Origin of the sequence: Buttiauxella massiliensis (assembly GCF_902500225.1) — a bacterium.
GTDB lineage: Bacteria > Pseudomonadota > Gammaproteobacteria > Enterobacterales > Enterobacteriaceae > Buttiauxella > Buttiauxella massiliensis.
Genome location: NZ_LR722650.1, coordinates 425,851 through 438,292, shown reverse-complemented (window position 1 = coordinate 438,292; position 12,442 = coordinate 425,851). Strand labels below are relative to the sequence as shown.

Annotated in this window: 12 protein-coding genes, 1 pseudogene and 1 other annotated feature; of the genes and pseudogenes, 5 read left to right on the top strand and 8 right to left on the bottom strand. The window is 51.0% G+C overall.

Translation table 11 applies throughout. The features are described from left to right. A partial coding sequence (locus GC128_RS06555) for an integrase core domain-containing protein (RefSeq protein ID WP_151993624.1) occupies positions 1-92 on the top strand: 92 nt, incomplete at its 5' end. 442 nt (positions 93-534) lie between these two features. On the opposite strand, the pseudogene GC128_RS06550 reads toward GC128_RS06555, so the two are convergent. Next, positions 535-729: pseudogene (locus tag GC128_RS06550) on the bottom strand (LysR family transcriptional regulator); the annotation flags it as partial. 259 nt (positions 730-988) lie between these two features. Here GC128_RS06550 and ompW point away from each other — a divergent pair. Further along, positions 989-1,621: an outer membrane protein OmpW gene (ompW, locus tag GC128_RS06545; RefSeq protein ID WP_151993623.1), complete on the top strand. Its 633-nt coding sequence runs from the start codon at positions 989-991 to the stop codon at positions 1,619-1,621. A 48-nt stretch (positions 1,622-1,669) separates the two neighbouring features. Here ompW and trpA read toward each other — a convergent pair whose 3' ends face one another. Genes trpA through GC128_RS06520 form a run of 5 tightly spaced genes read right to left on the bottom strand, consistent with a single transcriptional unit; the run spans position 1,670 to position 8,202 of the window. After that, the gene (gene trpA / locus GC128_RS06540) at positions 1,670-2,479 is read right to left on the bottom strand and encodes a tryptophan synthase subunit alpha (protein ID WP_151993622.1); all 810 of its coding nucleotides are present in this window, start codon (positions 2,477-2,479) and stop codon (positions 1,670-1,672) included. Then, positions 2,479-3,672, bottom strand: coding sequence for a tryptophan synthase subunit beta (gene trpB, locus GC128_RS06535; RefSeq protein ID WP_034457050.1), 1,194 nt, complete (start codon positions 3,670-3,672; stop codon positions 2,479-2,481). Before trpB ends, trpA begins: the two co-directional genes overlap by 1 nt. Positions 3,673-3,679: 7 nt before the next feature. Next, positions 3,680-5,041: a bifunctional indole-3-glycerol-phosphate synthase TrpC/phosphoribosylanthranilate isomerase TrpF gene (gene trpCF, locus GC128_RS06530; RefSeq protein WP_151993621.1), complete on the bottom strand. Its 1,362-nt coding sequence runs from the start codon at positions 5,039-5,041 to the stop codon at positions 3,680-3,682. Between the two features lie 3 nt (positions 5,042-5,044). After that, positions 5,045-6,640 (bottom strand): bifunctional anthranilate synthase glutamate amidotransferase component TrpG/anthranilate phosphoribosyltransferase TrpD, encoded by a 1,596-nt coding sequence (trpD, locus tag GC128_RS06525; RefSeq protein WP_151993620.1) that lies wholly within the window; start codon positions 6,638-6,640, stop codon positions 5,045-5,047. Then, a complete protein-coding gene (locus tag GC128_RS06520) occupies positions 6,640-8,202 on the bottom strand; it encodes an anthranilate synthase component 1 (RefSeq protein WP_151993619.1) in 1,563 nt (520 codons plus the stop codon). The genes trpD and GC128_RS06520 overlap by 1 nt, the downstream gene beginning before the upstream one ends. Before the next feature lie 22 nt (positions 8,203-8,224). Next, positions 8,225-8,322, bottom strand: a sequence feature (Trp leader region). Positions 8,323-8,440: 118 nt separating this feature from the next. On the opposite strand from GC128_RS06520, the gene rnm reads away from it, so the two are divergent. The 3 genes from rnm (at position 8,441) to rluB (ending at position 10,964) form a co-directional block, all read left to right on the top strand. Continuing rightward, positions 8,441-9,352, top strand: coding sequence for an RNase RNM (gene rnm, locus GC128_RS06515; RefSeq protein WP_151993618.1), 912 nt, complete (start codon positions 8,441-8,443; stop codon positions 9,350-9,352). 11 nt (positions 9,353-9,363) lie between these two features. Beyond that, entirely contained in the window at positions 9,364-9,984 is a 621-nt protein-coding gene (locus tag GC128_RS06510; RefSeq protein ID WP_034455425.1) for an L-threonylcarbamoyladenylate synthase, read from the top strand. A gap of 95 nt (positions 9,985-10,079) precedes the next feature. Next, positions 10,080-10,964, top strand: coding sequence for a 23S rRNA pseudouridine(2605) synthase RluB (gene rluB, locus GC128_RS06505; RefSeq protein WP_064511633.1), 885 nt, complete (start codon positions 10,080-10,082; stop codon positions 10,962-10,964). A 35-nt stretch (positions 10,965-10,999) separates the two neighbouring features. Here the strand turns inward: rluB and cobO are convergent, their stop codons facing one another. Continuing rightward, positions 11,000-11,590 (bottom strand): cob(I)yrinic acid a,c-diamide adenosyltransferase, encoded by a 591-nt coding sequence (gene cobO, locus GC128_RS06500; RefSeq protein ID WP_151993617.1) that lies wholly within the window; start codon positions 11,588-11,590, stop codon positions 11,000-11,002. Then, a complete protein-coding gene (locus tag GC128_RS06495; protein ID WP_151993616.1) occupies positions 11,587-12,348 on the bottom strand; it encodes a YciK family oxidoreductase in 762 nt (253 codons plus the stop codon). The genes cobO and GC128_RS06495 overlap by 4 nt, the downstream gene beginning before the upstream one ends. Positions 12,349-12,442: the final 94 nt, after the last annotated feature.

Here is a 12,442-nt window from a genome sequence, read left to right as displayed (position 1 = left end):
TGGTCAGGGAGTCGGTAGAAATCTACAATACCCGGCGTCCGCATCTGTCGTTAAAATACAAAACGCCCGATGAAGTTCATCAGGCATTTTAAGGCTGAAAAGTGTCAACCTATATCAGGACTAGTCAGCTCCATGCTTTAAGGTGATTTGTAGTGGACGTGAGTCCGCAAGCACTGAGGGGGATTGTCTGAGGACGGCTAAACCGACCACCGATCCCAGAGCGAATTTATAAAACTCTCTGCGCGTTAAAGCCATGTTATCCCTTAAACAAATGATGAACTAAGATAAATTTATAGTTCAGTGTAGCTGGAAATCGAGGTTTAACTTAACTGCAGAAGATATCCTCAAAAAACTGCTCCACAATGTCTGTTGAGTATTAAGCATTGCACAATGCTCCCCCAAAATAATGGGATAATTTAAAAAATGTATTTAATTTTAAATTTTAATAAATGATAGAAAATACATCAGCGCATCTTTCATTCAGCTAGCGCAACAAACGGCCGCGCACGTTAAGACAGGTTATGTTGATGGCTATTATTTTGTTTTCATTATTAAGAAATCAATCAGTGCCTTGACTCGATTTGCCTTGCCGGTGCTTTTTAAATAGTAAAGATAAACCGGTGGATAGATTTTCCAGTAAGGCGTCATCACCGGGATAAATTGCTCATCTTTATCTTCCAGCATCAAAGGGAGGATGTGGTTATTGGTGATAAAGCGATAATTCATCACATCTTAGACAAATGGGCAGCACTGTTACTGAACAGTACTGCCCATTTTGTATTTGGTTCTAAATAATATTACTCGTGCCAGATTATGTCGGGTTATGGATCAAACGACACCAAAGTTACGACTTTAAGCAAAATGCGAAAAATTAATCCAGATCATTAAATGTTAAATTACCCGGCGAAGTGTGATCGGTGTTAGATCAACTTGTACCCAAAATTGAGTATATTCAGCCCGCTTATAAAACCATAACAAGGAGAGGGCTATGAAAAAGTTGTCTGTGGCGTTACTTGCATTAACCTTTGTATCTGGCGAAGCATTGGCGCATCAACAAGGGGAATTCTTCATGCGCGCGGGTTCAGCAACCGTTCGCCCAACTGAAGGCTCTGACAATGTGCTTGGCATGGGCGGTTTTAGCGTCAGCAACAATACCCAACTGGGACTGACATTTGACTATATGGTGACCGATAACATCGGTATCGAGTTGCTTGCGGCTACACCATTTCGCCACCGTGTTGGTTTAGGTCCGACAGGTGATCTGGCTACCGTTCGCCAACTGCCGCCAACACTGATGGCACAGTGGTACTTTGGTGATGCGAAAAGCAAAGTGCGTCCGTATGTTGGCGCCGGCATTAACTACACCACCTTTTTTGATACCGACTTTAATCAGACTGGCAAAGATGCAGGCTTAACCGATCTTAGCGTGAAAGATTCCTGGGGGGCTGCGGGTCAGGTTGGGCTGGATTATATGGTCAACGATAATTGGCTGTTGAACATGTCCGTCTGGTATATGGATATCGATACCGAAGTGAAGTTTAAAGCTGGTGGTGAAGAGCAGAATATCAAGACGCGGATTGACCCGTGGGTATTTATGTTCTCGGCAGGTTATCGTTTTTAATGTATTTGTGATGACAAGAGGCCGGAATTGCTCCGGCCTTTTGTCGACTTAGGCTGCGACAGTCGCAGCTTTCAAACTCTGAACAAACGCTTTCAGCTCACTTAACATCACGTCAGGCTTATCAAGGTTCTTCTCAATAATCTTCACGATCGCTGAGCCAGAAATTGCCCCCGCAGCGCCCGCGTCAATGGCATCTTTCACCTGCGATGGTTCAGAAATCCCAAAGCCTTGCAGTGACGGTGCTGCACCAAATTCAGTCAGTTTTTCTACCAGATGATGCAGCGGCAACTGGGCGCGCGTTTCTGCGCCCGTGACACCGGCACGAGAAAGCAGGTAGGTATAACCACGGCCATGGGTCGCGATTTCACGCAGCAGCGCGTCATCCGCATTTGGCGGGCAGATAAAGATTGGTGCGACGTTGTGGCGCATTGCTGCCTGGCGGAATGGGGCAGACTCTTCGATTGGCACATCAGCAATCAATACAGAATCGACCCCCACTTTCTCGCAAAGCGCATAAAACTCATCAATACCGCGGCTAAACACCAGGTTGGCATACATCAGCAAGCCAATCGGAATCGTCGGGTGCTTCTGACGAATTACCGCCAGCATTTCGAAACACTGCGTTGGTGTGACACCAGCGGCAAAAGCACGCAGAGCCGCGTTTTGAATGGTCGGGCCATCAGCCAGCGGGTCGGAGAAGGGAATGCCCAACTCCAGCGCATCTGCACCCGCTTCAATCAGCGTGTCGATAATCTTTAGTGACTGTTCTGGCGATGGATCGCCCAGAGTAACGAAGGGAACAAAAGCGCCTTCACCACGAGCTTGCAACTGTTCAAATGCGTGTTGATAACGTTCCATTAGATTTCCCCTCGTGCTTTCAAAATGTCGTGAACGGTGAAGATGTCTTTGTCACCGCGGCCAGAGAGGTTTACCACCAACAGCTGTTCTTTTTCCGGGTTCTCTTTGATCATTTTCAGAGCGTGAGCCAGCGCGTGGGATGATTCCAGCGCCGGGATAATCCCTTCACTGCGGCACAGCGTTTTGAAGGCTTCGAGTGCTTCGTCATCGGTAATCGAAACATAATCTGCACGACCGATGCTGTTCAGGTGCGCATGTTGCGGGCCAACAGACGGGAAATCCAGACCTGCTGAGATTGAATAAGATTCTTCAATCTGGCCTTCATCGGTTTGCATCATCGGCGATTTCATGCCGAAGTAGATGCCAACACGGCCATGTTTCAATGGTGCGCCGTGCTCACCGCTTTCGATGCCGTGCCCGGCTGGTTCAACACCAATCAGGCCGACTTTGGCATCGTTGATAAAGTCGGCAAACATGCCGATTGCATTAGACCCACCGCCCACACAGGCGATAACCGCATCTGGCAGGCGGCCTTCTTTTTCAAGGATCTGCGCCTTGGTTTCTTCACCGATCATGCGCTGGAACTCTCGCACGATGGTCGGGAATGGATGCGGGCCTGCTGCGGTGCCGAGCATATAGTGCGCAGTGTCGTAGCTTCCAGACCAGTCACGCAGTGCCTCGTTACAAGCATCTTTGAGCGTGGCAGAACCGCTGTGCACAGGAATCACTTCTGCACCCATCAGGCGCATACGGAACACATTTGGCGACTGGCGCTCAACGTCTTTAGCACCCATATAAATACGGCATTTCAGGCCGAGCAGGGCACTGGCTAATGCGGAAGCCACGCCGTGTTGCCCGGCGCCAGTTTCGGCGATGATTTCAGTTTTGCCCATTTTCTTGGCAAGCAAAGCCTGGCCGAGAACCTGGTTGGTTTTGTGCGCGCCGCCGTGCAGTAAATCTTCACGCTTCAAATACAAGGTGGTTTTGGTGCCAGCTGTCAGGTTACGACATTTGGTCAGTGCTGTTGGGCGGCCGGCATAGTTTTTTAGCAGGTCGTTAAATTCAGCCTGAAACTCAGCATCGCTTTGCGCGGCAACAAAAGCTTCTTCTAACTGACGCAGCGCAGGCATCAGGATTTGCGGCACGTACATGCCGCCGAACTCACCAAAATAGGGATTAAGCAAAGTCATGATATTTTCCTTAGTAAGCCCGCAGCGTCTGGAAGACGGCAGCCAGCTTGTTAGCATCTTTAATACCCGGCGCGCTTTCGACACCTGAGTTGAAATCTAAACCGATGCAGCCCGTTTTCGCTGCTTCTATGCAATTATCTGCGCCCAGTCCGCCAGCCAGAATCACGTTTTCCAGATTCTGACCTGCCAGGAGGGACCAATCGAAGCTTTGCCCGCTGCCGCCCTGGCCATTGTCGAAGAGATATTTGTCGACGTGGTTTAAATCACGCGCCGGTAAACTCTCTTTAACGCTAAGTGCTTTCCAGATTTGCACGTTCGCAGGCAGGATGGCACGTAGCTCGTCGATGTACGTCTGATCTTCGTCGCCATGCAATTGAACAGCATTAAGCGAGAATGCCTCAGCTTTTTGCACGACTTCATTAACTGGAGTATTGCGGAATACGCCTGCATATTTCAGCGGTGCGCCAGCAATCACCGATGCGGCGGTTTCATCGCTAACGAAACGCGGTGATGTTGGCACAAAAATCAGGCCGCCATAAATCGCACCCGCTTCATAAGCGGCGCGAGCATCCTGTGCACGGGTCAGGCCGCAAACTTTGTTGTTGCCTAACGTGACGCGGCGAACCGCAGCATTAAGATCGTCTTCGCCCATTAACGCGGAGCCGATCAGGAAGCCGTTGGCAAAATGGCTCAGTTCACGAATCTGACCGTAATTGCTGATGCCTGATTCGCTGATCACCGTTACGCCGTGGCCTAAACGTGGCGCTAACTGGCGCGTGCGGTTGAGGTCGATGGATAAATCGCGCAGGTCGCGGTTGTTGATACCGACCACTTTTGCTTTCAGCTCAATCGCACGTTTCAGCTCTTCTTCATTACTGACTTCGGTCAGCACGCCCATATTCAGGCTGTGCGCAACGGCGGCGAGCTGGCGATATTGTTCGTCGTCGAGTACCGATAACATCAGCAGGCAGGCATCGGCCTGATAAAAACGCGCCAGGTGAATCTGATACGCGTCGATAATAAAGTCTTTGCACAATACTGGCTGCGTGACGATGTCGCTGACAATTGGCAGGAAATCGAAGCTGCCCTGGAAATATTTCTCGTCAGTCAGTACTGAAATAGCGGAAGCGTAGTGTTTATAAACATTAGCAATACGCGCCGGGTCGAAATCATCACGAATCACGCCTTTAGATGGAGAGGCTTTTTTACACTCCAGAATAAAGGCTGTACGGGCACCTTGCAGAGCATGATAAAAATTACGTGTTGCCGGTACGATGTTGTTCTGGAAACTTGCCAGGGGTTGTTGTTGCTTGCGTGCTTCAACCCAAATCGCCTTATCCTCGACGATCTTCTTTAATACTGTTTCCTGCATGACTTATCCTCTTCCTGCCAGCGCTGTAACCCGGTCATACGCAGCACCGCTGCGCAGTACTTCCAGCACTCGTTGTGCGTTCGCTTTAAGATCTTCTTGCCCATGCAAGCGCATTAACATTGCGACGTTTGCCGCTACAGCGGACTCATGAGCTGTCTCTCCTTTACCTTGTAACAGGCGGCTGAGAATGTCACGGTTTTCTTCCGGTGTGCCGCCTGCAAGCTGGTCCTGGTGATAAGCAGGAAGGCCAAAGTCAGTCGCTTCCAGTTGGTAGCTTTTGATCTCGCCGTCATGCAGCTCAGCAACTTGCGTGGTGGCATGCAGAGACACTTCGTCCATTCCACCGCTGTGTACCACCGCCGCACGTTTGTAACCCAGGACTCGCAGGGTTTCGGCAATCGGCAGCACCAGTTCTGCACTGTAAACGCCAATCAGCGCCATTTGCGGGTGAGCCGGGTTAATCAGCGGCCCGAGTACGTTAAACAGGGTGCGGGTTTTTAACTGCTGGCGCACGGGCATCGCATGGCGGAAACCAGTGTGGTATTTCGGTGCGAACAGGAAACAGACGCCCAAATCATCCAGCGCTTTACGGGACGCTTCAGCACTCATTTCCAGATTAATACCAAACGCGGCCAGTAAGTCGGAAGAACCGGATTTACTGGAAACGCTGCGGTTACCGTGTTTGGCGACTTTCAGGCCCACAGCGGCGGCCACAAAGGCGCTGGCGGTGGAAATATTAATGCTATTGCTGCCGTCGCCGCCGGTGCCAACGATATCGGCAAACGGATAATCCGGGCTTGGGAATGGAGCTGCGGCTTCAAGCATTGCAGTCGCGGCACCGGCAATTTCGTTGGGATGCTCACCACGCACTTTCATGCTGACCAACGCCGCAGCCAGTTGTTCTGGCTTCAACTCACCGCGCACAATCGCAGCAAATAGCTGGTGGCTTTCTTCGCGGCTCAGCGTCTGTGCTTTGTACAGCTTGTCGAGAATCGGTTGCAGCGTGTTGGCTTGTTTTAACTTCAGCAGCGCCCAGTCGAGCGTTTGCTCCAGCAGACGCGCACCGTGCGTGGTCAGAATAGATTCCGGGTGGAACTGGAAACCACACACGCGGTCAGCGTCGTGACGAACCGCCATCACCATGCCGTCGAAATGAGCGTTAATCGTCAAACCTGCTGGAATATTGCTGCCAACCAGTGAGTGGTAGCGTGCAACCGGCAGCGGATTAGGTAGACCGGCAAACATCGCTTCGCCGTCATGGGAAATAATCGACGCTTTACCATGCAAGATTTCACCCGCCTGGCCGACATAACCGCCATACGCTTCGACAATCGCCTGGTGACCGAGGCAGATACCGATAATCGGCAATTTGCCACGTAGACGCGTCAACAGTTCAGGCATACAGCCCGCTTCACTAGGCGCACCAGGACCTGGTGAGAGCATCAATACCGGGTTGTCCATGGTTTCCAGACGCTCAATTAAGGTTTGCGCCGGAACATGGTTACGGTAGATGACGACATTGTGTCCGTTAGCGCGCAGCTGATCGGCCAGGTTATAGGTAAACGAGTCGATATTATCGAGCAGCAGAATGTCAGCCATCAGAAAATCTCCTGTGCATGATGCGCGGTAGCGATAGCGCGCAGTACAGCGCGGGCTTTGTTACGTGTTTCGTCGGCTTCGGACTGCGGTACGGAATCTAGCACCACACCAGCCCCAGCCTGAACAGTGGCTATGCCGTTTTCCACGTAGGCGGAGCGGATAACGATGCAGGTGTCTAAATCACCGTGCGCGGTGAAGTAACCCACGGCACCGCCGTAGCTGCCGCGGCGCACGCCTTCGGCTTTGGCAATCAGCTGCATGGCGCGAACTTTCGGCGCACCGCTCAGCGTGCCCATGTTCATACAGGCGCGGTAAGCGTGCAGCACATCCAGATCTTTATGCAGCTCGCCAACCACGCGGGAAACCAGGTGCATCACAAATGAATAACGGTCGACTTTGGTCAGGTCGGCAACATAACGGCTGCCTGGGGTGCAAATGCGCGCCAGGTCGTTACGCGCCAGGTCAACCAACATCAGATGTTCGGACATCTCTTTATGGTCGGTACGCATTTCCAGCTCAATGCGACTGTCGAGGTCACGATCAAGCGAACCATCAGCACGGCGACCGCGTGGGCGAGTCCCGGCAATCGGGTAGATTTCAATCTGGCGGGAATCGGCATCGTATTTCAGCGAGCTTTCCGGGGATGCGCCAAACAGGGTGAAATCGTTATCCTGCATAAAGAACATGTACGGGCTTGGGTTACTCTTTTTCAGCGTCTGGTAAGCGGCCAGTGGAGAAGGGCACGGCAGCGAGAAACGGCGCGATGGAACCACCTGGAAGATTTCACCGATGCGAATGGCTTTCTGCATTTTGCGCACTACGTCGCCAAACTCTTCATCGCTCTGGTTGCATTCGCAGGTCATGCGTTCCACTTTCTGCACCGGCAGCGGCGCAGGTTCCTGCTCCATTTGTTTGCTCAGTTGCGCGGTGCGCTGAATCAAACGCTGTTTTTCTGAAGCTGACGGGGTGAACAAACTCGCCTGAATGCGGGTGTGTTTTTTCTGGTGGTCGATCACCAGCAGCGTTTCAGCGAGATAGAAACAGTAATCAGGGCAGTTGTTGTCTTGCTTGAGAGCCGGCAAATCTTCAAATCCTGCTACCAGGTCGTAAGCAAACAGGCCGCCGAAGAACATCGCTTCGCGCTCGTTTTCCGGCACGGTGACCAATTCCTGCATAATGCGGAAGGCGTCAAAAACGGAAAGCGAACACAGGCGCGCGTCTTCATCCAGCAGGGAACTCACCGCCGGGAACCGCAGCACGCGGCCTTGCGGCGAGTGTTGATTCTCAACACCTGTTGGCAGTGCGGCATCCAGCAAGGGAAGTAACGACGCACCGTTTTCAGAAAGTGCATGAATCGTGACGGTGTCACCTAAAGCGGTAATGCGTAGCGCGCTGTCGACTAACAGCAGGCTTTTTAAATCGTCTTTGCTGTCGATATCGGCTGATTCGAGCAACAAGGTCGCCGGGCGAGCGCCGCACAACTGATGGAAAACCGCCGTTGGGTTATCACGATATGGCGCGTCGTTAATCAGTAATTCGAGCGCTGGTTTTTGTGTTTGCATTTTTTGCTCTCATATTTTGTTCAAAAAAAAGCCCGCTTCATTGGCGGGCCTGGTATCTGGGCTGAATTTCAGCCATAGCGATGACACTGCCCGTTATCAGGAAGTACGCCACCAGCTGTGCATGCGGATTATCGCTTTCATTATCAGATACCTTTCTCGTGTGAACTTTCGTACTAGTTAACTAGTTCGATGAATCAAAGTCAATAGCGATTTTTAGTTATGAAGGAAAATCGTTATCATGAGCGGCGTTTTTCATTTTATTAACACACCCGGAGTTATTTTGAGCCAACCAACACTAGCGGTGATTTACGACTTACATAGCCATACCACCGCGTCAGATGGCCTGCTAACGCCCGAGGCGTTAGTACAACGAGCCGTTGAAATGCGTGTTGGCATTCTGGCAATAACAGACCATGACACAGTAGCCGGAATTGCTGCTGCAAGGGAAGCGGTATCACGCCTGCAATTGCCACTGCGTTTAATTAGCGGCGTTGAGATCTCTACCATCTGGGAAAACCATGAAATACATATTGTTGGACTAGGTGTAGATGAGCACAATCCGCAATTAGCTGAGTTTCTTGCCCAGCAGAGTGAGCGCCGTGTTCAGCGAGCAACATTAATTGCTGAACGCCTGGAAAAAGCACATATCCCCGGAACACTGGAAGGCGCAATGCGTCATGCCAATGGTGGCGAAGTCACTCGCGGGCATTTCGCGCGTTTCTTAGTGGAGTGTGGTAAGGCCAATACCATGGCTGATGTGTTTAAGAAATATCTCGCAAAGGGGAAAACCGGTTACGTTCCGCCACAGTGGTGTACAATAGAACAAGCTATTGATGTCATTCATCATTCTGGCGGGCAAGCGGTTCTGGCGCATCCAGGCCGTTATGACCTGAGTGCTAAATGGCTGAAAAGGTTGCTGGCGCACTTTGCCGAAAGTGGTGGCGATGCCATGGAAGTCGCGCAGTGCCAGCAAGCTCCCAATGAGCGCACCCAACTTGCGAGTTACGCACAGCAATTTAATTTGCTGGCGTCACAAGGCTCAGATTTCCATATGCCTTGCGCGTGGATCGAGCTTGGGCGCAAGCTCTGGCTGCCTGCAGGCGTAGTACCTGTTTGGCAGAATTGGGATGTCGGCCACATCGCAAAATAGAGGGCAGTCGTATGAGTCAATTTTTCTATATTCACCCGGATAACCCACAACAGCGTCTGATTAACCAGGCTGTTGAAATTGTTCGTAAGGGCGGCGTTATCGTTTACCCAACCGACTCGGGTTATGCATTGGGCTGTAAACTTGAAGATAAAACGGCGATGGAGCGCATTTGCCGCATTCGCCATTTGCCTGATGGGCACAATTTTACGTTGATGTGTCGGGATTTATCCGAGCTTTCAACATATGCGTTTGTTGATAACGTGGCGTTTCGCTTAATCAAAAATAACACGCCAGGTAATTACACCTTTATTCTCAAAGGCACCAAAGAAGTTCCACGCCGTTTGTTGCAGGAAAAGCGTAAAACGATTGGCTTACGCGTTCCATCTAACCCGATAGCGTTGGCGTTGCTGGAAGTGCTGGATCAACCGATGTTATCGACATCGCTGATGCTGCCAGGCAGTGAGTTTACCGAGTCAGATCCAGAAGAAATTAAGGACCGTCTCGAAAAGGTTGTCGATTTAGTTATCCACGGTGGTTACCTTGGGCAGCAGCCGACAACGGTTGTTGATTTAACTGAGGATGCACCTGTTGTTATCCGCGAAGGTGCCGGTGACGCTAAGCCTTTCTTATAAGTGCGTCTGCGGCTATACTGTGCGGCCTAAAATGGGGCTGACATGCTTCATTATCCCAATTCGACGCCTGTGAAGGCGACACCCGAGGAAGCTCAATGAGCGATAAGAGCGAAAAGTTACAAAAAGTTTTGGCCCGTGCAGGCCATGGTTCCCGTCGTGAGATTGAAACCATTATCTCTGCCGGCCGTGTCAGTGTGGATGGCAAAGTTGCCAAATTAGGTGATCGTGTTGAAGTAACACAGGCCCTGAAAATCCGTATTGATGGTCACCTGATTTCCATTAAAGAATCTGCAGAACAGATTTGCCGCGTGTTGGCTTACTACAAGCCAGAAGGCGAATTGTGTACGCGTAATGACCCGGAAGGGCGTCCAACGGTATTTGACCGTTTACCAAAACTGCGCGGTGCGCGCTGGATTGCGGTCGGTCGTCTGGATGTGAATACCTGTGGTTTATTACTTTTCACAACTGACGGTGAGCTGGCAAACCGCCTGATGCACCCAAGTCGCGAAGTAGAGCGTGAATACGCAGTACGTGTGTTTGGCGAAGTTGACGACGACAAAGTGAAACAACTGGGTCGTGGTGTGCAGCTTGAAGATGGCCCGGCCGCGTTTAAAACCATCAAATTTACCGGTGGTGAAGGCATTAACCAATGGTACAACGTTACTCTGACTGAAGGCCGCAACCGTGAAGTGCGCCGCCTCTGGGAAGCAGTAGGTGTCCAGGTTAGCCGTCTGATTCGTGTGCGTTACGGTGACATCCAGTTGCCAAAAGGCCTGCCACGTGGTGGTTACACTGAGCTCGACCTGGGGCAAACTAACTACCTGCGTAAATTGGTAGAGTTGCAGGAAGAGACAGAAAGCAAAGTGGCGGTAGAAAAAGACCGTCGCCGCATGAAGGCGAACCAGATTCGTCGTGCGGTGAAACGTCACACGCAAACCACGGGTAGTGGTGGTGGCCGTCGCGGTGGACGCTCCAGCTAATACATCAATCCCCTCTGACGAGGGGATTTTTTTATCTAGTAATCGATACCGATTTGCGCTTTAACGCCTGCATCAAAGGCATGTTTGACCGGCCTTAACTCACTCACAGTATCCGCCACTTCAAGAATATCCCGATGACATCCGCGCCCGGTCACGATAACCGTCTGGTTTGCAGGACGCTGTGTAAGCGACACCAGCACCTCTTCAAGGGCCAGGTAATCGTAGGCGACCATATAGGTGATTTCGTCGAGGAGAACCATATCCAGTGACTCATCTGCCAGCATACGCTTTGCATGCTCCCACACTTCCAGACATGCTGCGGTATCAGTTTCACGGTTTTGAGTATCCCAGGTAAAACCAGTTGCCATAACCTGAAACTCAACACCCAGTGGTTCTAGTAGATTACGTTCACCGTTTGGCCACTGGCCTTTGATAAACTGGATCACACCGACTTTCTTACCGTGGCCAACGGCACGGGTTGCAGTGCCAAAAGCTGCTGTTGTTTTCCCTTTACCGTTTCCGGTAAAGACAATCAAAATACCGCGTTCATCTTGTGCTGCAGCGACGCGGGCATCGACTTTCTCTTTTTGGCGCTGTTGGCGCTGCTGGTAACGATCTTCACTCATTCGGAAATTCCTGGTTTACGGTTGGGTTGAGCATCAAAGCTCATTCCTGTTTTACGACGACTATCATCGCCCATCAGCCATAAATAGAGCGGCATGAGGTCCCGTGGCGTTTTCAGCTTATCAGGATCCTCTGTGGGAAATGCGCTAGCACGCATTGCAGTACGTGTACCACCGGGGTTTATACAATTGACGCGCAAATTATGTTGTTTATATTCTTCCGCCAGCACTTGCATCATCCCTTCGGTGGCGAACTTTGATACCGCATAGGCACCCCAGCCCGCACGTCCCTGGCGGCCTACACTTGAGCTTGTGAAGACTAACGAACCGGCATCAGATTTGAGTAATAAAGGAAGCAATGCCTGAGTCAAGAAGAAGGTGACGTTAACATTTACCTGCATCACGCTCTGCCATATTTGCGGATCTTGTTCATCCATTGGGCAAATATCGCCGAGGATACCGGCATTGTGCAGTACACCATCTAAGCGCGGAAAAAGAGCTGAAAGATTTTGTGCAAGACTCTGGCAGTCTTCGGGTGTTGCGTTGGAAAAATCCAGGGTAAACCAGTGCGGCAAGCTGCCATAACGGGTGTTGATTTCATCGGCGACTCTACGCAGCTTATCTTCGTTGCGGCCAAGCAGAATGACGTTTGCACCATAACGTGCATAAGTTAAGGCGGCTTCCCGTCCGATACCATCACTGGCGCCGGTGACTAAAATGATGCGATTTTGCAGTAAATCTGTTTTCGGTTGATAGTGCACTCTCAACTCCTCGCGCGATGCTTTTGCTCACGTCTTATTTCTCGGATTTATAACCTTTAGGCTTTATGCCTGAAAGGACTGGTTATTTCAATCA